Origin of the sequence: Stieleria varia (genome assembly GCF_038443385.1) — a bacterium.
Lineage (GTDB): Bacteria > Planctomycetota > Planctomycetia > Pirellulales > Pirellulaceae > Stieleria > Stieleria varia.
This window is the reverse complement of record NZ_CP151726.1, coordinates 7470695-7497344: the sequence shown is the minus strand read 5'-3', so window position 1 is coordinate 7497344 and position 26650 is coordinate 7470695. Positions and strand designations below refer to the sequence as shown.

Annotated in this window: 11 protein-coding genes; 5 read left to right on the top strand and 6 right to left on the bottom strand. The window is 57.2% G+C overall.

Features of this window, described 5'->3' with window-relative positions; all coding sequences use genetic code 11:
• Positions 1-8 precede the first annotated feature (8 nt).
• Positions 9-2285, bottom strand: a complete 2277-nt coding sequence (locus tag Pla52nx_RS25185) for a hypothetical protein (protein ID WP_146520357.1) — start codon at positions 2283-2285, stop codon at positions 9-11.
• Positions 2282-5740, bottom strand: a complete 3459-nt coding sequence (locus tag Pla52nx_RS25180; protein ID WP_342190257.1) for a hypothetical protein — start codon at positions 5738-5740, stop codon at positions 2282-2284. Before Pla52nx_RS25180 ends, Pla52nx_RS25185 begins: the two co-directional genes overlap by 4 nt.
• A 251-nt stretch (positions 5741-5991) precedes the next feature.
• Between Pla52nx_RS25180 and recG the strand changes: the two genes are divergently transcribed.
• On the top strand, positions 5992-8187 hold the full coding sequence (recG, locus tag Pla52nx_RS25175) for an ATP-dependent DNA helicase RecG (RefSeq protein WP_261344246.1): 2196 nt from the start codon (positions 5992-5994) through the stop codon (positions 8185-8187).
• Positions 8188-8510: 323 nt separating this feature from the next.
• Here the strand turns inward: recG and Pla52nx_RS25170 are convergent, their stop codons facing one another.
• Positions 8511-10103: a sulfatase family protein gene (locus Pla52nx_RS25170; RefSeq protein WP_146520360.1), complete on the bottom strand. Its 1593-nt coding sequence runs from the start codon at positions 10101-10103 to the stop codon at positions 8511-8513.
• 747 nt (positions 10104-10850) lie between these two features.
• On the opposite strand from Pla52nx_RS25170, the gene rpoB reads away from it, so the two are divergent.
• Both rpoB and rpoC read left to right on the top strand, forming a co-directional pair.
• Positions 10851-14573, top strand: coding sequence for a DNA-directed RNA polymerase subunit beta (rpoB, locus tag Pla52nx_RS25165; protein WP_146520361.1), 3723 nt, complete (start codon positions 10851-10853; stop codon positions 14571-14573).
• 158 nt (positions 14574-14731) lie between these two features.
• Positions 14732-19111, top strand: a complete 4380-nt coding sequence (rpoC, locus tag Pla52nx_RS25160) for a DNA-directed RNA polymerase subunit beta' (RefSeq protein WP_146520362.1) — start codon at positions 14732-14734, stop codon at positions 19109-19111.
• A gap of 760 nt (positions 19112-19871) precedes the next feature.
• Here rpoC and Pla52nx_RS25155 read toward each other — a convergent pair.
• Positions 19872-21416 (bottom strand): UxaA family hydrolase, encoded by a 1545-nt coding sequence (locus Pla52nx_RS25155; protein WP_146520363.1) that lies wholly within the window; start codon positions 21414-21416, stop codon positions 19872-19874.
• A gap of 225 nt (positions 21417-21641) precedes the next feature.
• Between Pla52nx_RS25155 and sucC the strand changes: the two genes are divergently transcribed.
• The gene (gene sucC / locus Pla52nx_RS25150; protein WP_146520364.1) at positions 21642-22835 is read left to right on the top strand and encodes an ADP-forming succinate--CoA ligase subunit beta; all 1194 of its coding nucleotides are present in this window, start codon (positions 21642-21644) and stop codon (positions 22833-22835) included.
• 76 nt (positions 22836-22911) lie between these two features.
• A complete protein-coding gene (sucD, locus tag Pla52nx_RS25145; RefSeq protein WP_146520365.1) occupies positions 22912-23787 on the top strand; it encodes a succinate--CoA ligase subunit alpha in 876 nt (291 codons plus the stop codon).
• A gap of 275 nt (positions 23788-24062) precedes the next feature.
• Here sucD and Pla52nx_RS25140 read toward each other — a convergent pair whose 3' ends face one another.
• Both Pla52nx_RS25140 and Pla52nx_RS25135 read right to left on the bottom strand, forming a co-directional pair.
• Entirely contained in the window at positions 24063-24437 is a 375-nt protein-coding gene (locus tag Pla52nx_RS25140; RefSeq protein ID WP_146520366.1) for a VOC family protein, read from the bottom strand.
• Positions 24438-24450: 13 nt separating this feature from the next.
• Positions 24451-26157, bottom strand: coding sequence for an HlyD family secretion protein (locus tag Pla52nx_RS25135; protein WP_146520367.1), 1707 nt, complete (start codon positions 26155-26157; stop codon positions 24451-24453).
• Between the last annotated feature and the right edge of the window lie 493 nt (positions 26158-26650).

Genomic DNA, 26650 nt, shown 5'->3' with positions numbered 1-26650 from the left:
ATGCAAACTCACGGCGACTTGTTTTCACGAGCCAGCACATCATCAAAGATTTGTTTGGGAACACTCACCGTGTCTCTGGTGTACCAGAATGTGTTCTTGTCGACGACGGGGAAAACGGCGACCGATTTCATCAGGTAACGTAGCATCTGTTCGTTTTGTTCCCTTGTCGCCAATCGGCTCAAGCATTCCTTGGCGTACCACATGTCGTATTCCACCGGCCAATTCTGCCGATCGTATTCGGTGATGCCCGACATCATGCGCGAGATATCAAAACTTTTCCAATCCAGTGCTGAGTCATTGTAGAGGTGTCGAGACAATCGGCCGGCCATCAATGCATAGACGATGTCGGAGTGCTTGCCTTCGTAGAGTTTCGAATGTGCGGTAAAGAAGCTGACAACGTCACCTGGAGCGCCATGCCACTGGGGCAACAGCTTGATGCCAAGGCAACCCGCGATCCGCAAGTTGTCTGGGTACAGTTCGACAAATCGTCTGGCCAGGGGATCAACAGCCGTCAGATCGCCGTCCAGATCCAAGCTGACTTGCGTCAACTGCAGCAGTGCGAGTGATGGCGGATTGTCTGACTCCACAGCCGCCTTGAGATCTGCTTGCGCTTTGCGATTGGATTCCTCAAACGTTTTCCAGCCTCCCTGTGAAACGGAATCGCTCATCCCATTGCCGCGTGCTTCCCAAGCATCCATCGCATGTCGGTACCCCGAAACGGTCTTTGACAATACGCTGCCTTCCTCTCGCCACTGAACCAGGCTTTGCAACACTCGCTTGTCCTGCTCCGAGATCTCATCTCCTTTTCGATCCAACGATCTCCATAATTCTGATGCAAAACTGAGGAGGTAGTCCTGTAGCTCACTGGGGCATTTGCCAGCGGACCAACGTTTCTGGCGTCCGAGTGCTTCGTAGAGCAACTCGATTTGCTTGACATCGGCCGTTCTGACGACGGCGTAGCCAAGTTCCGGTATATCGATTCTCCTTGGGGATCGCCAAGCACGACGTGGATGGAGATGCAACCCTGCGGAGTCAAGCAGCACCACCAGTCCACCATTGCGACTGGCAACCATCCGACGGGGCTTTTCCTGCAGCGGTATCGCGACAGAGTGGTTTCTGCTCTTGGGACCAAAATCAAACAGGATCCACTGGGCTTGATCATTGATGATCCGCATACCGACGGTCAAGAACCAGTTCGTCTTTTCGTCGCGAGTGCAACTGACGGCTAAGTGAGGACGCCAGTATCCCCAACGCAGATCCAGATAGTTTTCTTTTTCATCGGACCCTTCTTTGTTGCGTTCTAGCGCCACGACCCATGTAGCCTGGTCCAGCCAGGCATCAGCGTTCAAGCCACCCACGACTCGAATTGCTTTATGCACAACTTCCGCATCGATCGTGTGAAATTCAGTGACTCGATGGTCTTTAGTATTCAGAATGTGCGAAAAATAAGCACCACTGGACTCCGAAACCGCAATTGCGTGACTGGCATCCTCTGTGATTGCGACGTCGGTGTAAGTGCGATCCTCCACATTGGCGGGAGAGAAATACGTCAAATCTGGATGCCCCAAGTAGATCTTGCCTTCGTCGCTTAGCAACACCATCGCATCATCATTGGGTGTGATGTCCCATCGAACGATTGACGCGTTGCAGCCATCGACTTGGCTGCTGATCTGACCGTCCTTGCCGCTTATACGACAAATTTGCTTCGTGGATGCAACGAGAAAATCTTTGCTGCGGCCACAAAAGCGGACAGCATGAGGTGGAGCACTGGACCAGTCGCCAGGCAATGGCATGCTGCCGATTCGCTTGTTCGTCTCCGTGTTGTAGAGCACCAATTGTGTATTGCGCAGCAACACCAATCGCTTGCCGTCGAGTGAGAGATCGAACGCCTGATCGCCCGTCATCTCGTTGGGATCGATCGTTAGAGAGGTTTCCAATTGTGTTGGCAACGGATCGTAAATCTCGGCCAAGAACGCTTTGGCCTCGTCCCCCAACGGGAGATCGTCCCAAGGAACCAACGGCTCCTCATACACATTGTCGAACGAGAACTTCTCGGAAAACGATGTCAAATAGGCCATCGGTGGCGGCTTGGTGACAATGTAATTCTGCCTCTTCAGCGGCCATTCGTAGCGTGAACTGTCAGACGGTTCACTCCATTTGATGTCCAAGCTGGGACGCTGATAGTCGACCGCATGATAGATCGGCTCACCACAGCCGACACAGACAGCCAAGAACCCGGAGATCAGTAACGAACAAACGGATCGGTGGGACGAAGGAATCTTCATTCCGCTGCCTCTCTCTCTACGGTTGGATCGGTGTCGACTGATTCAGTTTCGCTGTAATTGGCATCCACTGATTCGGTTTCGCTCAATTCGCCTGGCGGGGTCGCATCTTCGTCAAAATCGCTTGGTAATTCGTCTGTTGAACTGCCCAGCAGCATACGCTGAAGCCAACCGCTCACGCCGGTCGATGGTGCAGTCGTCGACGGCCTCCCAAATTCACTTTGTCGTCGTTGTATCGCTTTTTGTCTGGCGGCCATCGCCCGCTCTCCGAACTGGCCGTCCGGTGAAAAGCTGTCCGTGTCGATGATGGAATCATGTGTCCCTGTCGCTGGAAATCCCACTCGAATCCCTGGTTGAGCGGCAGCCAGCGCTGCCTCCATTGCCCTACGTTGATTGAACTCGTCTTCATCGACGATGCGTTGTTGTGATAGCAGACGAGTGTAAACCTCGGTGGCTAAATTGCTGCCCGTCGGGTCAATCAACAATCCTCGTTGTTTTTGCATCAACGCCAGCAATCGCTGAGAGTCCAACTTGCAATCACGCAGCACCAGTAGCTTCGGAGAAAACTGCACATTCGCTAAAGCATCCAATACATCATCCGGCACTGTGGTTCCCGAAACATTAATATACTCCAGCAGGCTCACTTGCAGCAGCGATTCCAATGTGCTGGCATCCAATCCGATGCCGGCGAGCGAAAGGGAGGTGAGACTGTCTTTGGTTGCCAAGATATTGAGAGCGGCGGGATCAATGGGGCAGTGATTCAAATTGACGTTGGTTAGCAGTTTAGAATGAAGCAATCGATTCAGCGATGCGTTAGTGATCTTGGTTTCACTCAAGTCCACCGAGGTCAGTGAAGTCATCTCCGGCCATTTTTCGACCACCGCATCGTCGACATTGCAACCTGGCAGGTACAAATGGGTGATGGATTGCAGTGGCAATTTCGACAACGCATCTTCGGAGGCGCTGACGTAGGCCAGCGTCAGTTTTGACAGCTTGTCACAGCCAGCGATTTGAGACAGAAACGCATCGTCGACGGCTTGTCCACCCACGGCAAAATGATTGAGGTCCCTCAGATCGCGGAGCGTGATCTTCTCTGGCAGCGGCGTTGCGATCGAAAGTCCCGTCAGGGAAGGTGAATTGCGAATCTCCAGCTCTTGAGAAATCCACTGAAAATCCAAGTCGGCTTGCAGCATCGGCATGTCGACGACGCGGACCGTCTCAAACATTCCGCCCGTCGAATGGTCCATCGTGATCGATTTCAAATTCGGGCGACCGATCAATTCCAAATCGCCTCCACTGCGGTAGGACATGAACATACCAGAGCCTCGCCGCCCGTCGTTGGCAAACTCCAAAGACTCAAGCTCAGGAAACTGATCCAACAGAATCTCGACGTCGTCCATCGCAACCATGTTTCCATCGAGTCGCAGTTGCTTGAGCCTTTTCAGTCCCGCGAGCTGTTTCCATTGTTTCAGATTCGTGTTGGTGTATCCCAGGTACAGATTCTGAATCTGTTGATTGCCAGCCAGTGGCGTCAGGTCGACTCCGGAAAGCGGAACGGCATCTAAGTCAATCGTTGCCGGTCCATCGCTGCTGCCAACTCCCTGGATGATCGCCTTGGCAACCTCTGGGTCGAGTTGTTCCGGATAAGTCGAGGCTTCCTGTGGCCCGCCCCGCTCATTCCATCCCTGCTCGGCATGGATCTGATAAACCCCGAGCCCTAGATCCCTGAGCATGGGGACTTCGTTGATCGAAAGCGATTCCAGATCACAGACGAACGCCTCCAAAGTTTCCAACTCGGGAAGCTTGCGACCGTGAAATCGCTTCAGCCAGTTCAACCCTGGCATCTTGCCACCGCGTGCGATCCTGGAGGTCCAGTTGTCCTTCTGACTGCTCACTACGGTCAGCTTGGGCAAATCGGTGAGCGTCAAATCAAACGCTTGAAAGCGATCCAATCGCAACGTCGTGAGCTTCGGCAGCCCGGACAACTGAACCTTCATCGCCGTGGCGTTCAGTGGAACATCCAATTCGTTGATGTTCAATTCTTGTAGCTCCGGCCATTGATCAAGGATCAATTCATCGGCGCCTCCAGACTCCGGATGAGGCAAGATCATGATCTCGATCCAGTCTGCCCAGGGCGGGCGACCAAGATCGGCCAAATGCACATCGGAGTGCATCAGATTCAGGCGTCGTAGAGCGGGCAACTGGCCCATTGCGTTCAACACACCAGCATCCACGTTGGTCCGCATCAGGTTCAACGAGTGTACTCGTGGATTCGACGCCAGCATCTCGACCGTCGGCGTGTCCAACTGGCGTCCTGATATCCTGACATCGATCAAATGAATGCGACGCCCCAAATCATCGAGCAACGACAAGTCGTACTCTCCACCACCGACGCGGAAGTGCGTCAGGGTGGGGATCGCAACTGCCTCGGCGACCTTCGCATCACTGGGATGCTCCAATCGAACACCACGTACTCGCTGCAAATTGCTGGACAGCCATTGCGGAAGCCGATCTCGTAGCAGAGCAGGCACCCATGCCGAGACATGAACCGAGTCACCATCCTTAGCATATCGCTGCACGATCTCAACCACGGCTTGCTGCTGTGTCTTTTGATATTGCCACCAACCAAACGGGGCAGCCAGCAGGAGTGTGATCAGCAACAGGTCCGCAATCCGGATATTGGATTTGCGGCCGCCGACTTGACGAAGTCCGCGACGGTACAGGTACCAGCAGATCAATCCGATGACCAACGCGCCTGACACGACATTGATTAGCAATCCGATCCCTGAAAAAACATTGACTGCGGGAACGTTGCCCTGTTCGTCGTAGTGGATCCAGTAATGACAAGGCCAGCCCGCCATCCTGGGCATGACGTAAAAGCCCGATGAATCAAAATCAACCACCGCATCCATGCCCCCCAATGATCCGATCTCCGCATATCGCAACGGCCAATTCAGAGCCACGGTGAGAACGGAAAGCAAAACGGCAATCGCGATCGCGGACTGCCGAGCGGCGCGGTGTGATGTCGCAGGAGTTGCGGAGTCGTCTTGTTGGGACGTCACATCATCGTTCGGTGAATCATCGTTCGGTGAATCATTGGAAACAGCCTCGATCGACACTACTTCGCCGGACACTACTTCGCCGGACACTACTTCGCCGGACACTACTTCGCCGGACACTACTTCGCCGGACACTACTTCGCCGGACACTACTTCGCCGGACACTACTTCGCCGGACACTACTTCGCCGGACACTACTTCGCCGGACACTACTTCGCCGGACACTACTTCGCCGGACACTACTTCGCCGGACACTACTTCGCTGGACGAATGATCGCTGCCGTGTGCCTCAGGCGAACTCTCCGGCGATTTCTCTTGGAAATCCTCCTGCGATTCCCCCAGAAATTCACCAGGAAATCCCTCATCCATCGGAGCATCGTCGCTATTGATTTCTTTCATCGCATGCTTTGTTGCTGGTCATCGGTAAACTAGCGTTGTTGCCCCGCAATGAAGCACGTCAACAAAAGCCTGACAGTCCGCCACTGGGTGCCCCGGGTCAATCGAGTGAATCGTGTTGAATCGGCTACGCAGCAACCGGAATTCGATACGCTCGACATCGTCTCTCGGAAAGGCGATATTGTGACGCCCCGGGGGAGGGGAAGCAAGTTTTTTATGGGGCGGCTTTTTTGCGAGCCAATGCGACTTACGAGGTGACGGTTGATATGCAAGGCGAGGACAATGCCACCGAACTGGAGCTGACCGCATCGCTGCAATTCTTGCCCGGTGTGGGCGGCGACCGCGCCCAAAAGCTCGCCAAACTCGGCTTGCGAAACGTCCGTGATCTGCTGTTCTTTTTCCCCCGCGACTACGAATTCCCCGCACCTTCGGTCCCCGTGGACCGATTGCGAGAAGGCGTCGAGGCGGCTTTGGTCGGCGTGATCACGGATGCCGAAATCGTGTCCCGCACGCCCGGAAAATCTGTATTCGGCGCGATCGTCGAAACCTCCACCGGCAGCGTCCGGATCTTGTTTTTTAATCAGCCCTTTCGCGCCGAGACACTGACCTTTGATCGCAAGGTCATGATCAGCGGAGCGCCGAAACTCACCGGACTGCGTTGGGAATTCGTGCACCCCAAGGTCACCATTCTGGATGGTGACGAAGCCGTCCCGAAACCTCAGATCTTGCCGATCTACGCGTTGACCGACGGCATCAAACAAGCCGACTTGCGCAAGCTGACCGATCTGGCAACCGCGTCCGCCGCGCACGCCATTCGCGAAGTCATGCCGGAATCGCTTCGTCGACAATCAGCCATTCGGCTTCGACATGCCGGCATCAATGTCGTGGGCGATTTACCTGATATCGCTACGGCTCTGCGGGCGATTCACCGACCCGATTCCAAAGAAGCCATCGTTGCCGCGCGGACACGATTTATCTTTCAAGAACTGCTGGTCATGCAGTTGGCGCTCGCCATCCGACGCCGACGACTGACCAGCGCACTGCAGGCGCCGGTGATCTCACGCACCGGACTGTGGGACGCCCGAATCAAGAATCGATTTCCGTTTGAGTTGACCGGCGATCAGCAAAGGGTGATCGACGAAGTCTGTGTGGACATGTCGCGTCAATTCCCCATGAACCGAATGCTGCAGGGTGACGTGGGCAGCGGCAAGACCGTCGTTGCGGTTTACGCCATGATGCTGGCGGTGGCCAACGGATACCAAGCGGTGCTGATGGCTCCGACCGAAGTCCTCGCGCGACAGCACTTTCGCACGCTACAGAAAATGCTCGATGGCAGCCGTGTACGGGTCGGTTTGCTGTGCGGGTCCCTGACCGCCGCTGAGCGACGCGATGTGCTGGCGGGAACCGCGGCGGGCGAAATTGATTTGCTCGTCGGCACTCAAGCCCTGTTGTTTTCGATCGAGTTCGCCAAGCTCGGACTTTGCGTGATCGACGAGCAGCACAAATTCGGAGTCCGACAACGCGTACAGTTGCGTGGCGGCGGAATCGATCCGCACTACTTGGTCATGTCCGCCACGCCGATTCCCCGCTCGGTCGCGATGACGATGTTCGGCGACGTCGAACTCAGTACGCTGAATGAGAAGCCGCCCGGCAGATGCGAGGTCAACACGTACCTTGCCCACGACGGTTGGAAAGAACGCTGGTGGCAGTTCGTCAAAGAACGCCTCGCGGAAGGCCGCCAAGCGTACGTGGTCGCCCCGCGAGTCTCGCCCGACGAACGAAACACTGAAAGGAACACCGACCAGGACGCTGAAGCCGATAGTGAGGATGGCAAAGAAGACGTTTCGTCTGTGCTGACCGTCTTTGAGAACTTGCGAAGCACAGTCTTTGCCGATCATCGCGTGGCGTTATTGCACGGCCGATTGTCCAACGAGGAAAAGCAATCCGTGATGGACGCGTTTGCCGCAGGAGAAATTGATGTGCTGGTCAGCACGACGGTGATCGAAGTCGGGATTGATGTACCCAATGCGACCGTGATGGCGATCTTGGGTGCCGAGCGATTCGGATTGGCCCAATTGCACCAGTTGCGTGGTCGCGTTTCTCGCGGGACTCACGCCGGGCACGTTGCCTTGTTCACCGATGGTGCACAAGCTGCGAGTGACAACGAACGACTGCAAGTCTTAGAAAAAACGGACGACGGTTTTGAGATCGCCGAAGCCGATTTTCGGATGCGTGGTCCGGGAGACATGCTGGGGCAACGCCAAAGCGGTTTGCCGCCGCTGCGCATCGCGAGCCTGGTCGAAGATCAGGAGATCCTGGCCGTTGCCCGGGCGGTCGCCCAGGAAATGATCGACGATGACCCGGAAATGGACGATCCGTCTCTGGCGGATTTGAAGCAGCAAATGATGAAACGCTACGAAGCAAGACTGAGCATGGGCGACACCGCGTGATCGTCGCTTGCTTAACGTCGCTCGACTTTCCAAGTCGATAGCGTGCGTCGCCATACGCTCGACGGTGTCGCGACGGACCTGTGAACCGTACGACGTTGGCCTGGCGTTAATCGCAATACCGTTCACTTTTCCAAGTGGGGCAGGTTTGTAACCTGCCGAAGGCGCAGCAGAAACTATGAAAATGCGGGCATTCGTTCCTGGAGCGTCGGCAGGTTGCAAACCTGCCCCACGTGTCTCCTACGAACATTGAACGGTATTGGCGTTAATCGCAGGAGCGTTCAACTATTTGATTCGCGTTTTCGACTTGGAAAGTCGAACGACTATCAACGTGAACGGCCGTCGGCTTTGATCTTCTCCAAGGCGGCCAGCATCTCCTTCAGCCGCTCGGGTTCTTGATCGGCGAGATTCTTTGTCTCCGACGGATCGTCGGCCAAGTGGTACAGCTCGTACTTGCCCGGCCCTTTCTCGTACGTCAGGTGCTTCATCGGCTTGGCGTTTTCGTAAGAGAGCACTTTCCAGTCGCCGATTCTCAGTGCCAACGTCGGTCCTTTGTTGGGTTGTTGCAGCAAGTGGTCGCGTCCCTTTGCGTCGTCTTGACCGAGCAGCGCGGGCAACACGTTGAAGCTATCCGGGCACGCCGAATCGGCCAATTCTTGACCGGTCAATGCCGCCATGCTGGCTGCGAAATCGACCGTGCAAACGATCTTGTCCGAGGTGCTAGGCTTGATCGTGCCGGGCCAGTGAGCGATCAGCGGCGTGCGGGTGCCGCCTTCGTAAATGCTGTACTTGCCGCCCCGGTAGATTCCAGAGGGCTGGTGGCTGCCGAGTTTCGTAATCGCGCCGTCTTCGTATCCATCATCCAACACGGGACCGTTGTCGCTGCAAAACAAGATCATGGTGTTGTCGCGAATCCCCAGTCGGTCGAGCGTTTTCGTCAATTCGCCCACGCACCAATCCAACTGGATGATCGAATCGCCGCGATAGCCCAGTTTGGTCTTGCCCTGGAATCGCTCGTGCGGCATTCGAGGCACGTGCAAGTCATGCGAGGCGAAGAACAGAAAGAAGGGTTTGGACTGGTTTTGCTCGATCCACTGGACCGATTTTTCCACCCACTTGTCCGCCAAGTCCTCATCGCGCCACCGCGCCGCGTTGCCACCGGTGTAGAAACCGATACGTCCGATTCCGTTGTGGACGGTGTTGTTGTGCCCGTGACTCCAGTCCATCTTCAGCGTCTTGCGAACTTCGGGATCCGAGCCAACGGGATGATCGGGGCTGGGGCGTTTATTGCCGACCCAGAGTGGGTCGGCCGGATCAAGGCCGTCGACTCGATGGTTTTCCACATAAACACTGGGCACGCGGTCGTTGGTCGTGGGCAGCAAGTAGCAGTAGTCGAAACCGATCTCCAACGGCCCGGGTTTCAGCTCGCCGTTCCAGTCCGGCGCGTCACCTTCGCCCAGCCCGAGATGCCACTTGCCCACCACGCCGGTTGCGTAGCCCGCACGCTTCATGATCGAAGCGATCGTTTCGGTTCCCGGCTTGACCAGGGCAGTCGCGTTGGGCGGCGCGATGCCGGCACCGGGCTGACGAAACGCGTACATGCCGGTCAGGAAGGAAAAGCGAGTGGGCGTGCAAGTCGACGCGCTGCAGTAGCCTTGGGTGAATCGCAGTCCGTTCTCCGCCAACGCATCGATGTTCGGAGTCGACAACTCGGTTGCTCCGTAGCAACTGAGGTCTCCGTAGCCCAAGTCATCCGCCATGATGACAATCACATTGGGTGTTTCGGCGGCGCGGGTTTCTGCGGCCTGGGCTTGGCTGGCAAGTCGTGCTTGGCAACAGGCAAGCAGGGCGGCGACGCAGAGGGCAGGGACACAGAGGGCAGGGACACAGAGGGCAGGGACGGTACGAAAACGCGACATGCGGGTAGTCCTGGAGGGAAGAGGAATCGGTTGGCGATCGGTTGGTTTGATCGGGTGACGAGTCGTGAACTCGCGGTGTTGAAATCGGCTGTTAGGGCAGCAGTGATTGTGGTCGGATTGTTCGCCACGGTCAAAAGCCATCAAGACTTCTCGAAAAAAAATCCTTCTCCTACGTGGGATTCGATCCCATCGAGCACGATCGGCGGTGGCAATCCTGCACCTTAAACCATTGCCGGAAAACAACTTGCGATTGACAGTCGGGTTTAGCAGCACAATTCGGGCCAGTTTGCCCGGTTGGGCTTTCGTGATTTGGCTCAATGTGATACTCTCCGTGAGTGTACCCAGGCCAAATCTTTGCGTTCCCGCTGTCCCGTCGCTTTCCCATGCCGCCCAGCCATGCCCGAACTGGTGCGGAATTGCATGACTCCGTACGAGTTGCCCCAGAGTTTGATGCGAGTTCAATGCGTGTTTCACGCTTGGTTGCCAGCGAGTTGGTTGCCAGTGAATTGACATGATCCGCTGAAGGTTTGCGCTGAGGGTCCAAGCTCTCATCGCTGATCTCGCCCGGTCGGCAAAGAGCTTGCCGATTGCGGCGGACCAACTGGTCCGAAAACGACACAAGAAACGCATTTGCGACTTGGTTACACACACCAAACACACCCACTAGCGATTCATTTTGACCCAGGTTTTTCGTACGGCACCGATCCATGTCGGTCCTGCGTGAACCCCTCAGGAGCCTCTCATCCGATGGCAGTCACCTCCACACGTCGCCTGGAACCTACCAAAATCCGACACTTTGGATCAGACAAGGACAGCTTTGAGCTGCCCGATCTGACCGCTCTGCAAACGAAGTCTTACGCGGAGTTCTTGCAGGCGGATGCTGATCCCAAGTCGCGCGAGGACAGGGGTCTTGAAAGCGTTTTGCGTGAGATCTTTCCGATCAGTAGCTATGACGGCAATATCACGCTGGATTATCTGCACTATGAGCTGGGCAAGCCTCGCTACACGAGCCAGGAATGTCGCCAACTGCGACTGACCTACGGATTGCCGCTGCGAATCTGGCTGCGTCTGAACCGCGAGGAGCCGCACGAGGAAGAGGTGTATTTGGGCGACCTGCCGATCATGCTCGGTGGCGGCGAGTTCATCATCAACGGTGCAGAACGCGTGGTGGTCAGCCAGTTGCACCGCAGTCCCGGCGTGGACTTCGTTTGGGACACCGACACCACGACGGACCGCAAGCTGCCCAGTTGCCGGGTGATCCCCGAGCGTGGTAGCTGGGTGGAGTTCAACGTCACCAAGAAAGATTCTTTGACGGTTCGCATCGACCAGAGCGGCAAGTTCGCCGCGACGACCTTGCTGCGCGCCATGGACCCCAAGCTTTCCACGGACACGGATTTGCTCAAAGCGTTCTATCCGACGGGAACGCAAAAGGTCAGCGGGATCAAGAGCGCGCCGAAGCTGGAAGGGAAGATCGCAGTCGATGACGTGGTTTACCCCAGCAGCAGCGACCGCGCCGGCGAGATCATCGTCCAAGCCGGCCAGCGCATGACCAAGGAACTCGCAGAGACCATCTGCACCGCCGACGTCACCAGCGTCGAGTGCATGGACGCGCCGAAGATTCCGTTGATCTTCAACACCTTGTTCGAAGACAACACGGCCAGCCACGAAGAAGCCCTGTTGCGTATCTACCAGCGTTTGCGTCCGGGTAACCCGCCGCAACTGGAAAAGGCACGCACGTTGTTCAACGAAAAGTTCTACGACGACAACCGCTATCGCTTGGGCAAGGTCGGCCGTTTCCGCTTGAACCGTAAGCTCGGTCTGTCGGTCAATGAGTCCGAGATGTGCCTGCGTCCGGACGACATGATCGAAGCGATCCGCTATCTGATCGACTTGTTCGACCCCGAAAGCGCCGCCGAGATCGACGACATCGACCACTTGGGCAACCGCCGCTTGCGAACCATCGACGAGCTGGCATGCGAAGAACTCCGCAAGGGGTTCCTGAAACTGCGTCGTACGGTGCAGGAACGCATGAGCGTCAAAGACGCCCAGGACATGTCGCCGCGTTCGCTGATCAACCCCAAGAGTGTCTCCGCCGCGATCGATTATTTCTTCGGCCGTGGTGAGCTTTCGCAGGTGGTTGACCAGACGAACCCGCTGAGTCAGTTGACTCACGAGCGTCGTCTGTCGGCACTGGGCCCAGGTGGTTTGAACCGTAAACGTGCGGGTTTCGAAGTCCGCGATGTTCACATTTCGCACTACGGACGGATTTGTCCGATCGAGACTCCCGAAGGTACGAACATCGGTTTGATCAGCTCGTTGGCGATTTTCGCCGGCGTCGATGACTATGGTTTCTTGATCACGCCCTATCGCTGTGTCAAAGGTGGCCAGGTCACCGAGGACGTCGTGTGGCTGCGAGCCGACGAGGAAAACGAAAGCATCGTGGCTCCCGCTGACACGGAAGTCAAAGATGGTGCTTTGGTTGCCGGCCCCAACTTGATCGCACGATTCCGAAGCGACTTCCAGATCGTGTTGCCCGATCAAGTCCACTACATGGACGTCGCACCGAGTCAGATGGTCGGCGTCTCGGCAGGCTTGATCCCCTTCCTGGAGCATGACGATGCGAACCGCGCGTTGATGGGTTCGAACATGCAGCGGCAGGCTGTGCCGTTGTTGGTCGCTGAGCCGCCCATTGTGGGAACCGGCATGGAGCGCGAAGTCGCAAGAAACAGTGCGATGGTCGTCCGTGCTCGCAACGCGGGCCAAGTCACCTACGTCGACTCGTGCAAGATCGAGATCGGTAGCGACCACTACGACCTCAAGAAATACCAAGGTCTCAATGAACGCACCTGTTTGAACCAAAAGCCATTGGTCAAGCTCGGTGACCAAGTCGAGAAGAATCAGATCATCGCGGACGGTGCCGCGACTCGCAACGGCGAACTGGCACTTGGCCGAAACGTCTTGGTCGGATTCATGTCGTTCGACGGATTCAACTACGAAGACGCGATCATCATCAGCGAAGAACTGGTGCGGAACGACACCTACACGTCGATCCACATCGAAGACTTTGACGTTGAGATCCGTGAAACCAAGCTGGGACGTGAAGAATTCACCCGCGACATCCCCAACGTCTCCGAGAAAGCGCTTCGCAATCTCGACGACACCGGAATCGTGCAGGTGGGAACCTACGTCAAGCCGGGCGATATCTTGGTCGGCAAGGTCAGCCCCAAGAGCAAGACGGAACTGACGCCGGAAGAAAAACTGCTGCACGCGATCTTTGGCCGTGCCGGTGAGGACGTCAAGAATGACTCGCTGGAAGTCCCCTCGGGCATCGAGGGGATCGTCATCGACACCCAGAAATTCTCGCGTCGCATGAGTCTCTCCGAAGACGAGAGAAAGGAATTTGAGCGTGAACTCAAAGAGGTCGAAGCGGTCGGCAACCAAGAGATCGCCCACACCTTTGAAGCCCTGATCCGGGAACTCGAAGCCGCAGCGGGTACCAAGCTGAAGGATTCCACCGGAACACCATTGGCCGACGGACAAGATCCCAAGTTCGTCGCCGAGCGCGCCATCGCGTTCCGCCTGGAACATGTCTTGGATCAAGTCAACGGAGACGACAAAAAGGCGGCCGTCGAAGAAACCTATCAGACCCACTGGGGCAACGTCGAATACGCGATCGATACGCGTGACCGTAAGCTCAACAGCATGAAGCGAGGCGATGAGCTTCGCAGCGGCGTGTTGCAAATGGCCAAAGTCTATATCGCCACCAAACGCGTCATCAGCGTCGGCGATAAAATGGCCGGACGTCACGGGAACAAGGGTGTGATCGCAAAGATCATGCCGATCGCCGATATGCCGTTCTTGCCCGATGGAACTCCTCTGCAGATCCTGCTCAATCCCCTGGGCGTTCCCAGCCGGATGAATGTGGGTCAGATTTTGGAAACCCACCTCGGCTGGGCGGGAGCCAAACTCGGTTTCCAAGCGATCACGCCCGTGTTCAACGGTGCCAGCGAAGAAGACATCAACGAGTGTTTGGCCGAAGCCGGATTGCCTCGGCACGGCAAGGCTCGTTTGATCGACGGTCGTACCGGCGAGCCGATGGAGCAAGAAACCACGGTGGGCTACATCTACATGCTGAAACTACACCACTTGGTCGACGACAAAGTCCACGCACGCAGCACCGGACCGTACTCGTTGATCACGCAACAACCGCTCGGCGGAAAGGCTCGCTTCGGCGGTCAACGCTTCGGAGAGATGGAAGTCTGGGCGTTGGAAGCCTACGGTGCCGCTTACATCTTGCAAGAGTTGTTGACGGTCAAGAGCGACGACGTGGAAGGCCGTACGAAGATTTACGAGTCGATGGTCAAGGGCGAGAACACGCTCGAGGCCGGTACGCCAGCCAGTTTCGACGTGTTGACCAACGAGATTCGTGGTCTGGCACTGAACATGCAACTCGAAAAACGTCCTATCTGACGCTCCACAGCCCGGCGGCCGTCACGCACACGTGACCGCCGCCAATCCGCTTGATTTCAATCAGCGGCCGAACCTGATCACGCTTTGGCCGCACCTTCCCTCTCACACAGTCATCCATCACAGCTAATTGCTCACCGCTAATAGCTAGGAGCCCACATATGTCGATTGGCGAAACCAGCAACTACGATCGCATTAACGACTACGCATCCGTTCGCATCTCCCTGGCACGTCCCCAGGACATCAAGAGTTGGTCGTTTGGCGAAGTCAAGAAGCCGGAAACGATCAACTACCGAACCTACCGCCCCGAAAAAGACGGCTTGTTCTGCGAACGAATCTTCGGCCCTGAAAAGGACTGGGAATGCGCCTGCGGCAAGTATCGCGGAATGAAGTACAAGGGGATGATCTGCGACCGCTGCGGCGTCAAGGTCACCCACAGCCGCGTACGTCGTAAACGCATGGGCCACATCGAACTGGCCGCCCCCGTCGTACACATCTGGTTCTTCAAAGCCATGCCCTCACGCTTGGGCAACCTGTTGGCGATGAAAACCAGCTCGCTGGAAAAGGTCATCTATTTCCAAGACTACGTCGTCGTCGATCCAGGCACGACCGACTTGGAGCACCAACAACTGCTGACCGAAGAAGAGTTCCGCGCCGCCCGTACTCAGTACGGCCCGGGGTCTTTCGAAGCCGACATGGGTGCCGAAGCGGTCCGCAAGCTGCTCAACCAGTTGGACTTGGTTCAATTGTCCGAGCAACTGCGTATCGACTTGGCCGAGACCGGCAGCAAGCAAAAGAAGAAGGACTTGATCAACCGGCTGAAAATCGTGGAAGCGATCCGCGACAGCGACAACCGCCCCGAGTGGATGGTGCTCGACGTCATCCCCGTCATTCCACCCGACTTGCGTCCTCTCGTTTTGCTCGACAGCGGCAACTTTGCCACCAGCGATTTGAATGACCTGTATCGCCGGATCATCAACCGCAACAACCGCTTGCGCAAGCTCGTCGATTTGAACGCGCCGGAAGTCATCATTCGCAATGAAAAGCGGATGCTGCAGCAGTCCGTCGACGCGTTGTTCGACAACAACCGCTGCAAACGTCCCGTGCTCGGCTCGTCCAACCGTCCCCTGAAATCCTTGACCGATATGATCAAGGGCAAGCAGGGACGTTTCCGCGAAAACCTGCTCGGTAAACGCGTCGACTATTCCGCCCGAAGCGTGATTGTGGTCGGCCCCCGACTGAAACTGCACCAGTGCGGTCTGCCCAAGAAGATCGCGTTGGAACTCTACCAACCGTTCATCATCCGCCGCTTGAAGGAACTCGGCCACGCCGACACGATCAAGTCCGCCAAGAAGATGCTGGAGCGTAAGGACGAAGAGGTTTGGGATATCCTGGAGCAAGTGATCACCAATCACCCGGTGTTGCTCAACCGTGCCCCCACGCTGCACCGCATGGGGATCCAAGCGTTCGAACCGACACTGGTCGAAGGCAACGCGATCAACCTGCACCCGCTGGTCTGCAAAGGTTTCAACGCTGACTTCGACGGTGACCAGATGGCAGTCCACTTGCCACTGTCGATCGAAGCTCAGGTGGAGGCCCACACGTTGATGATGAGCACGAACAACGTGTTCGCACCATCCAACGGCAAGCCGATCATGAGCCCCTCACAGGACATCGTGATGGGTTGCTACTACATGACGGCCCAGCTGCCCGGTCGCAAGGGCGAGGGCATGATCTTCTCCGGCTACCAAGAAGTCGAATTTGCGTTCGCGCAAAAAGCCGTCGACTTGCACGCCAAGATCAAAATGCGTCTGCCGCGTCACCAACGCCTGAAAACCGAGGAAGAAGATTCGAAGTACGGTGCGATCATCGAAACCACCCCGGGTCGCGTGTTGTTCAACGACATGCTGCCCGACGGGATGGATTTCTATAACCGCGCGATGCGCAGCGGTGACTTGGCCAGTGCGATTAGCGATTGCTATCAGCGTCTGGGCCGAAAGGCGACGATTCACCTGCTGGACGACATGATGCAGATGGGTTTCCGCGAATCCACTCGTAGCGGTCTGTCCTTCGCAACCGACGACTTGGTCACGCCGGACTCCAAGACCGAGTACATCAAGGAAGCCGAAAAGGAAGTCATGCGACTGAAGAAGGCGTACGATCGCGGTCAAGTCGCAGACGACGAACGCTATCAGTTGGTCCTGGACGAATGGACCAAGGCTCGCGAATTGATCACCACCGACATGATGGCGGCGATGGAAAGCGATGTCCGCGAAGGCGGCTGGTACATCAACCCCGTGTTCTTGATGAGTCACTCCGGTGCACGGGGTGGTATCGCTCAGATTCGCCAGCTCGCCGGTATGCGGGGTCTGATGGCCAAGCCGACCGGGGAGATCATCGAGACGCCCATCAAGGCAAACTTCCGCGAAGGCCTCTCGGTGTTGGAGTACTTCAGCTCCACGCACGGTGCTCGCAAGGGCTTGGCCGATACGGCGTTGAAGACCGCCGACAGCGGTTACCTGACTCGAAAGTTGGCCGACGTGGCACAGAACGTTGTGATCACGATGGACAACTGCGGGACCACTCAGGGCATCACCAAGGGTGTCGTCTATCGTGGGGAAAAGGTCGAAGTCCGTTTGGCCGACTCGATCAACGGTCGTGTCAGCCGCAAGTCGATCGTCAACCCGGTGACCGACGAAGTCGTCGTGGCCGAAAACGAAATGATCACCCCCGAAATCGCTCGTAAGATCGAACTGATGGGCTTGGAAAAGATCCAAGTTCGTACGCCCATGACCTGCGATGCTCCGCTGGGCGTTTGCCGCCGCTGCTACGGAATGGACATGTCCACCGGTGCCATGGTGGAAGAAGGCATGGCCGTCGGAATCATCGCTGCCCAAAGTATTGGTGAACCCGGTACCCAGTTGACCATGCGTACGTTCCACATCGGTGGTAGCGTGAGCAAGACGATGGAAGAGTCAGACATCAAGAGCAAGAAGTCCGGTGAAGTTCGCTTGACCCGCATCCGCGCCGTCAAGAATAGCGAAGGCCGTATGGTGGTGCTCACCCGTAACGGTGAAATCTCCTTGGTCGACGATCGAGGTCGCGAATTCGAAAGCTATCCGATCCCCAGCGGTTCGGTTCTGTTGGTCGAAGACGGTCAAAAGGTCGTCAATGGCGAAACACTCTGCCAATGGAATCCTTACTCGGTTCCGATTCTGTCGGAGGTCGCCGGTAAAGTTCGATTCGAAGACGTCGTCGAAGGCGAAACCGTCCGTACCGAACGGGATGCCAGCGGCAAGAGCCGATTGTTGGTCATCGATCACAAGGGTGACCTGCACCCGCAGATCGTCGTTGAAGACAACACCGGTAAAGCTCTGGACGTTCAGTTCCTGCCCGAACGGGCCGTTATCTCCTGTACCGACGGAATGACCGTTGAGCCGGGGATGACGCTGGCCGAAATGCCGCGTGACAGCGGTGGTGTTTCGGACATCACCGGCGGTCTGCCTCGGGTTACCGAGATCTTTGAAGCTCGAAAGCCCAAGGATCCCGCGATCATCTCAGAGGTGGACGGGGAAGTTGAAATCTTGGCCGAGAAAAAACGCGGTAAGACGACGATCGTGGTTCGCAGTGAATCGGGTATCGAACGCGAGCACATGGTGCCCACCGGCAAGCGATTCCTGGTGCACACCGGAGACGTGGTCAAAGCAGGCCAGTCGCTCGTCGACGGTCCGCTGGTCCCCCACGACATCCTCCGCGTTTCGGGCGAAGAAGCCGTTCAGCAGTACTTGCTGCACGAAATTCAACAGGTTTATCAATCGCAAAAGGTTGAGATCAACGACAAGCACTGTGAAATCATCATCGCCCGCATGCTTCGCAAGGTGAAGATCGAGAACGCCGGTGACACCAATCTGTTGCCCGGTTTGGTGATGGACCGATTCCAGTTCCGTCGTGCCAACCAGGAGTTGGCCAAGTGCATCAAGATCGCCAACCCCGGCGATAGCGATTACAGCGAAGGCACGATCATTCCAAAAGAGTTGTTCGAACAGATCAACGCCCAGATCGAAGCCGAAGGTGGCACGCCGGCCAAGGGCAAAAAGCCCAAGTCGGCGACCGCCAGTACTCAGCTGCTGGGGATCACCAAGGCCGCCGTTCAGTCCAACAGTTTCATCAGCGCCGCGTCGTTCCAAGAAACGACCAAGGTGTTGACGGAAGCCGCCTTGGCCGGCAAGGTCGACCGCTTGGTCGGCTTGAAGGAGAACGTGATCCTGGGACACTTGATCCCCGCCGGTACCGGATTCCGAATCTTCCAAGAATCGGAGGTCAACTACCGCCGCGAAGCACTCGAGGAACTTGCCACCGCACCAGTTCAGAGCTTGGAAGAAAGCTTCCCGTTGCTCGAAGCCGGAGATGATTTCCTCGGGGCAGCGACGCCCGTGGATCATCCGATGAGCCAATCGGCATCCACCGAGATGGAATCGGAGCCCAGCTTGGGATCACTCCTCGGCGGCGGCGGCGAACCAGAGCAGAGCGACCAAGAGTAATCGTTAGCCTGCCAAGTACGTCAGCCTTTCCAGGCTGACGTACCAACCAAGTAGATTCGTAGGTCATGCTCTGCATGACTAGTGCATCGTCCGGTCTTGATTTTGGGGTTAGCCGTTTTGGCGTTAGCCACGGTTGTGTCACGAAAACCGTGGCTAACGCCAAAACGGCTCATCTACCGAACTCACGTTCTAAGACTGGACCATGCTAACGGTACGCTCTCGTAAGTGGCCAGGACTACCCGGGGCTGTTCAAAATTTGGTGTTGGCATTGTTTTTTCAGTCCATGTTTTTGCCCCATGCATCGCAATCAGAGTGAGCCTCAGGCGCTAGCCGTGGGCCGGCACCACAATCCGCCTCAGGCGCTAGTGGCCTGTTGATTTAATCGAAATTGGGAACGCAAGGGTGAGCCGTGGGCCGTAAGGCACCGGGCAATGCGGTAGGCCCGGCCGCTTACGCGTCGCGACTCACTAAATCAACGGCCCGCTAGCCGTGGGCCGGCACCACAATCCGCCTCAGGCCCACGGCTAGCGCCTGAGGCTCACTGGGGGCCACCACCTGCGCCGGGAGAGGTGACAGAAACTTGCGGAGCGCCATAGTGCCACAACCCCAAATTTTGAACAGCCCAGAACTACCCCTCTTGGTAACATCCGGCTTGGCTCGATTGCGTTTTACGCATGGCGTCATGCACAGCATGACCTACGTCGTCTAATGCGTGTTAGGAGGTAGGTCAGCCTGGAAAGGCTGACGTACATTTGCCATCTCAGACGGTGGGGCCGACCGTCCACGGCACAAACTCGTGGTCGCCGAAACCCTGACGTTCGCTTGCGGTTTGCTCCCCACTGGCGACTCGCAACGCGTAGTCAAAGAACTCCGCCCCGAGCGACTGCAAGTCGCCGCCCTCGAGCAAGCTGCCCGCGTTGAGGTCCATGTCTTCACGCATCGCGTCAAATAGCATCGAGTTGGACGCGATCTTGATCACCGGTGACGGCTTGCAGCCAAAGCAACTGCCGCGACCGGTCGTGAACATCACCAGATTTGCACCGCCAGCGACCTTGCCCGTCACGCTGGCGGGATCAAAACCCGGCGAGTCCATGACGACCAAGCCGGACGTGTTCACCCGCTCGGCGTAGTCGTAGACGGCTTCCAATGCAGTGGAGCCACTCTTGGAAACCGCACCGAGTGACTTTTCCGTGATCGTCGTCAACCCTCCGGCTTTATTGCCCACCGAAGGGTTGTTGTTGATCTCTCCGCCGTAGTGTGCCACGTATTCTTTCCACCACTCGATGCGATCAAGCAGTTTCTGCGCGACCGCTTGGTTACGACTGCGTCGCACCAACAAGTGCTCGGCACCATAAAGCTCGGTGGTCTCCGAGAGCACGACCGTGCCGCCACACGCGACCAAGTGATCCGAAACGACGCCGACGGCGGGATTGGCGGTCAAGCCGGAATAACCATCGCTGCCGCCGCACTCGACTGCCAGCATCAGGTGCCGGGCATCGGTCTCGCTGCGTTGAAATCGATCGGCTTGGTCCAGCACCTGCTCCAGCAACTTCTCTGCTTTGTCGATCGTCGCCCGCGTGCCGCCTTCGGTTTGCATCGTCAGCATGGCGATGCCGTCATCGCGCGTCAGTTTTTCGCCGCTCGGGGCGTACAATGCGACCACGTTGTGGTGTTCAGCCAAGTAGCCCGCAGTGTTTTGTTCACATCCCAATCCGATCATCAGGCAACCGCCGACGTTGGGATGGTTGGCGTACCCGGCCATCGTGCGACCGAGCATCTGATGCTTGATGCCGTGATACTGCATCGCGCAGCCGGTGGTGTGCGTGGCGGCGAAGACGCCGTCGACGTTCGGCCATCGCTGCATTCGCTGAGCATCGAACCGGGCAACGACTTGATGGCAGACCGTGGCGCTGCAGTTGACCGTCGACATGACGGCGACGTAGTTGCGAGTTCCGACGCGGCCGTCCGGTCGATTGAAACCCTGAAACGTACGTCGCTGACTTTCAGGAAAGGGCGGAGGCGACACGCTGCTGAGGTCGCTACTGACGTCGTGTTGATCGCGAACGTTGTGGGTATGGACATGGTCGCCGATTTCGATATCAACGGTTGCCACACCGATCGGCTGGCCGTATTTCACCAGCGGCTGCCCCTTCTCCACGCGACAGACCGCGATCTTGTGCCCTCGCGGGATCGCCGTCCGACTGGTCACCTCTCGGTCACGGACGACCGCCGTAATGCCCAAACCGATTCCCTCGGTTGCGATCGCCACATTGTCGATGGGGTCCAAGTGAATCAGGCGAGTCATGGCGTTGTGAGAAAGACAGGAATGATGGTTGAAAGTAACAGCGAGCAGAACCGAAGTCCGAATCGGCTCCATGAATCTATCCTCAGGACTGTTTGGCCCTCCTCAGGATTGTGTTGATCCACGGGTTCCGAGGTTACCGGTCGAGGCTTATATTCGCAGCGTTCGGGAAAGCGTTCTGTTTTCCCCTGTTCTATCGCCGACCCTTCGCAGCGTCCCAGATCATCGATGAAGATTCACGAATATCAAGGCAAAGAGCTCTTTCGCCAAGCCGGTGTGCCGGTTCTTGAAGGCATTGTGGCCCGATCGGGCGACGAAGCCGCAGCGGCTTATGAAAAACTGGGCGGTGCCATCGCGGTGGTCAAAGCCCAGATCCACGCGGGTGGACGCGGCAAAGGCAACGTGATCGACAACCCCAACCAAAAGGGCGTCGTGCTCGCCAAATCAGCCGACGAAGCTCGCGCGGCGGCGGAAGGCTTGCTGGGTAAAAAATTGGTCACAATCCAGACCGGTCCCGAAGGCCAAACGGTCAACCAAGTCTTTGTCGAAGCCGGCTGTGATATCGCTCGCGAACTGTACCTCGGCATCGTCTTGGACCGCGCCGCGGCCAAACCTGTGCTGATGGTCAGCACCGAAGGCGGAATGGAGATCGAGAAGGTCGCCGAAGAAACCCCCGAACTGATTCACAAAGCACACTTTGACCCCGCGGTCGGACTGGAAGCGTTCCAGGTCCGCAAGCTTTGCAAGAAACTCGGTATCACGGGCAATGCAGCCAAAGCGGCGATGCGGTTCATGCCCGCCATGTGCCGGTTCTACGTCGACTACGACTGCGAACTTGCCGAGATCAACCCGCTGGTCATCACCGGCGACGACCAAATGATCGCCTTGGACGCCAAGATCACTTTTGACAACAACGCCCTGTTCCGGCACAAGGAACTGCTGGAACTGCGTGACCTGGGCGAAGAAGAGCCGAGCGAAGTTCGTGCGAGCAACGCGGGACTGAGCTACGTCAAACTCGAAGGCAACATCGGCTGCCTCGTCAACGGTGCCGGCTTGGCCATGTCCACGATGGACATCATCAAGTACTGCGGCGGACAACCGGCCAACTTCCTCGACGTCGGCGGCGGTGCCAATGCAGAGCAAGTCACCGAGGCGTTCCGGATCTTGCTTTCGGACCCCAACGTCAAGGGTGTCTTGGTGAACATCTTCGGCGGCATCGCTCGCTGCACCACGATCGCCGGCGCGTTGATCGAAGCCAGCAAGACCGTCGGATTCACCGTGCCTCTGGTCGTTCGCTTGGAAGGCACCGAAGTGGAGGAAGGACGCAAGATGTTGGCCGAGAGCGACGTCGACATCATCTCCGCCGTCGACATCACCGACGCGGCGAAAAAGATCGTCGCCGCTGCTGCCGAAGTCGCCTGAGCGACTGTTTTTCTGTCATCGCTTTCACTCAACCAATCACAGCCTCGCTGCTCCCTCAATAAATCGCGAATCGATCATGAGCATTCTGATTGACAAAAACACCAAGGTCATCTGCCAAGGCATCACTGGCAACGCCGGGACCTTTCACACGCTGGGCTGTCGTGACTACGGCACGCAAATGGTCGGCGGTGTGACACCGGGCAAAGGTGGTCAGGACGTCGAAGGCATTCCGGTGTTCGACACCGTTTGTGAAGCCGTCGAGCAAACCGGCGCTGACGCCACGATGATCTTCGTCCCGCCACCGTTCACCGCCGACGCGATCCTGGAAGCTCTCGACGCGGGCATCAAAGTCATCGCGGCGATCACCGAAGGCGTGCCGGTTTTGGACATGGTCCGCGTCTACGAGAAAGTCCGCGCCAGCGACGCCGTCCTGATCGGCCCCAACTGCCCCGGTTTGATCACGCCAGACGAATGCAAGATCGGCATCATGCCCGGCTACATCCACAAGAAGGGCAAGGTCGGTGTGATGAGCCGTAGCGGAACCCTGACCTACGAAGCCGTCTGGCAAACCAGCGGTCTGAACCTCGGCCAAAGCACTTGTGTGGGACTCGGGGGCGACCCGATCGTCGGCACCAACTACATCGATTTGTTCAAGTTGTTTCAAGAAGACGATGAGACCGAAGCGATTTTGATGATCGGCGAAATCGGTGGCTCGGCGGAAGAAGAAGCCGCGGCGTTCGTCAAAGAACACGTCACCAAACCGGTCGCCGCCTTCATCGCCGGCCGCACCGCACCTCCCGGCAAACGAATGGGCCACGCCGGCGCGATCATCAGCGGCGGCAAAGGAACGGCAACGGAAAAGGTCGCTGCGTTGGAAGACGCCGGCATCGTCGTCGCCCCCACCCCCGCCGACATGGGCACCGCCGTGGTGGAAGCCATCAAGAAGGCCTAAGAACTTCAATCGCCAACTGCGTCTGTTAAGGCTTGTGTTGCAGAGCTGTTCCTTGAGGGATTCGTTTTCGACTTGGAAAGTCGAATCATTGTCGCTCGACTTTCCAAGTCGATAGCGTGCCCTGCAGAACGTAGATCAATCTCAATCGGTGACTTGCGCAGACCGCCCCCTCCCTCGCATTCGCCTAAACGGCTCTGCTCGACCTCCCCCAAGTTCCTTGGTGGAGGTGTCTGTCACGTGTCACACAAACACGCTATCGATCAGCGGCGGGCAAGCTATTGATCGTCCGGCGGGACGCACAGTTCGATCCAGTGGCCGTCGGGGTCGCTGACGAACGTTTGCAGGGCACCATCGGGGCGTGTTTTGCGGGCCAAGCGAGTTGCGTTCATTGCATCCAGATGCGACTCCCACGCATCCAGGTCGCTCACGATCAATGCGAAATGGCCGCCGCGATGGTGTGAATGGACGGGGAGTTCGCGGTCTCCGATCAAGTGCAATTCTTGATCGACTCCCAGTCGAAACCAAGCACCTGGAAAATCGAAGGCGGGGCGATCCATCTGCGGCAACTTCAACACATCCCGATAAAACTCAACACTCTTGGCCACGTCGGCCACGTGAATCGCGACATGATTCAGTTGGTGGACTTTCATTTCCTCGTTCTCCCTAACTGGTTTGCTCTGGTTGCGACTTCAGACTTTGCATCCACTGGCTCCATCGACTGGGCTGCTCGACCGGAACGGTGATTTTCAACTCAGTATCGGCCGACAGTTGTCGTCCCGCCAGAACAGATTCGATTTCTTCCAACGCAACCGTCACCGGTACCGCTTCACCATCGACCGATTCGCCCAATGACTTGATCGTTCCGGCCATGACGACATCGCTGTCAGCGACGCGAACCGAGACAGCTTGACCGATTTTGATCGCGTCGATTGACTCGGGAGCCAGCTTGGCAGTCGCCCAGCTCGTGTTCAATTGATCGATCACTACGACGGACTCGTTCAATCCAATCGTTTCCCCCACGGCGACATCAACCGATTTGACCGTGCCGCTGGCTGTCGCGACCACGATGCTGTTGAGCGGTTGATTGATCGATCGAGTTCTCTGGACCGTCATCCGTTGCACGTCGGCACGCGTTTGAGCGATCTGGGCTTGCAGTTCGCGGAGCGGTGTGATGCCTTCGGGAGTGACCAAGATCTCGTCGTCTGCGGCCTGGGCGATCAACTGCGTCTGGTCGACCACGGCGCGTTGCAATTCGGCTTCGGCCCGCGCCTTCGCGACGGAGGCTTTGATTTCGTCCACCTCGGCTTTGCCGATATTGCCGTCGAAAATCAGCGGTGCGATCCGTCGCAACTTGGCTTCGCCCTCGTCCACGATCGCATTGAGTTTCGCCAATTCGGCGGCGGCGATGCGTTGATCCGTGATCGCTTTCTGCCGAGCGACACGCGAGGCGTCTTGCAATCGTGCCAATCGTTGCTGCATCGTGATCAAGTCTCGATTGCCATCCGCGATCTGTTGTGCCAGCGTCTCGGAGGCTTCGTCATGGACGGCATACTGCACCTTGGCGATCGTTTGTCCCTGTTCGACGTGGTCGCCGGGGCGGATCAACAACTCGGTGACACGACCACCTGCGGTGGACTTGACCGTGACGTGTTGGGATGTCAGCGAGACGTCGCGAAACGAAATGGTTTGCGGCGCAGGTTTGGCCGTGGCAAAAATTGCGAAACACGTGGCACACAACGCACCACCGACCAAAGCAGGTTTCACTCCACGATGCTTCTTGCCAACCGAAACAATACGTTCCGGCTGTGGATGGTTGCTGGAGCCCTTTGCTGAGACTTTCTTTGTCGCAACAAGAGGCGTCGCGGAAACCTCATCGAGTTCAGTCGAATCGGTGTCCGCGCCGGTGGGGTCGATCGCAAGTCGATGCAACGATTGACGCAGTTCCAGCAACTCGGACTTGACGGCATCGCTCTGGGGTGCGAATCGACATCGCACCAAGTCGTCGTGTGTTTCGGCGATGTAAAAGCGAACCGGGATGTGGTGCTCTTGTAGATCACGTACCCGCACGGACGCTTCGTTGCATGAAATGATCGCCCCTGCATATAGCTTGGCAGGCTCGCTTGCCTTGAATCCACTGGCCAATTCTCGGCTTTCGACCACAAAGAATTGTTCATCGATCGCCATCACGGCGAACGACTCTGACTGCCAGTTCAGCACCAAGACGTCCAAATTGTCCATTGGAGCGACGCGGGGCCGCTCAGAACTCGGGGCGACATCGGAGCGATTGTCGGTGGTTTCCTCAGCGGCATGACTGCCGGCGGAATGCTGCGAAGGGGACTTGCTGGGCAGACTAGGATCGTTGGCGGGCATGGTATCGTTGCCGTTTACATCAAGATGCTGAAAACCGTTTTGTTCACGGTATCCACTCCCATCGTTGTTTCAATGGCTCGTGGCCTTGGCAGGGCTTGAAGCCGGGGGATTTCGCCAAGATGTAGCGATTGTCGGGGGCTTGTCGGGGAAAAACACGCCCAAAAGCGAGTGATTGCGGGCGGGATTCGCTTGACTTTCCCAAAACATTCTTTTGAGACCGCAACTGGCCCTTCCTAAGTCGTTTTGCCGCAACAACTTGCGTCTCACCGCCGCTGTGAAAGCGGGCGAACGCATCGTTGGGCGAGAGGCAGATGAAAAGTTCACCGGTAGTGGGCGAGGTCACGAGTCCCCGTACTGGTTTTTCGAACTGGTTTTTCGCTACCGGGACTCGTGACCTCGTCCACTGCGGAGGGTACTGACTGAACCGCCGCTCGACCTGTGTCAACTTTAACGTCTGTGCCGATTCTGACCGCGGCAACAGCAATGAGCATTG

Bases quoted from the DNA above. Each gene is read 5' to 3' on its own strand.
- rpoC (WP_146520362.1), top strand. From the start codon at position 14,732: ATGTCGATTGGCGAAACCAGCAACTACGATCGCATTAACGACTACGCA.
- Pla52nx_RS25185 (WP_146520357.1), bottom strand. From the start codon at position 2,285: ATGAAGATTCCTTCGTCCCACCGATCCGTTTGTTCGTTACTGATCTCC.
- Pla52nx_RS25135 (WP_146520367.1), bottom strand. From the start codon at position 26,157: ATGCCCGCCAACGATCCTAGTCTGCCCAGCAAGTCCCCTTCGCAGCAT.
- sucD (WP_146520365.1), top strand. From the start codon at position 22,912: ATGAGCATTCTGATTGACAAAAACACCAAGGTCATCTGCCAAGGCATC.
- rpoB (WP_146520361.1), top strand. From the start codon at position 10,851: ATGGCAGTCACCTCCACACGTCGCCTGGAACCTACCAAAATCCGACAC.
- Pla52nx_RS25140 (WP_146520366.1), bottom strand. From the start codon at position 24,437: ATGAAAGTCCACCAACTGAATCATGTCGCGATTCACGTGGCCGACGTG.
- sucC (WP_146520364.1), top strand. From the start codon at position 21,642: ATGAAGATTCACGAATATCAAGGCAAAGAGCTCTTTCGCCAAGCCGGT.
- Pla52nx_RS25170 (WP_146520360.1), bottom strand. From the start codon at position 10,103: ATGTCGCGTTTTCGTACCGTCCCTGCCCTCTGTGTCCCTGCCCTCTGT.
- Pla52nx_RS25155 (WP_146520363.1), bottom strand. From the start codon at position 21,416: ATGACTCGCCTGATTCACTTGGACCCCATCGACAATGTGGCGATCGCA.
- Pla52nx_RS25180 (WP_342190257.1), bottom strand. From the start codon at position 5,740: ATGAAAGAAATCAATAGCGACGATGCTCCGATGGATGAGGGATTTCCT.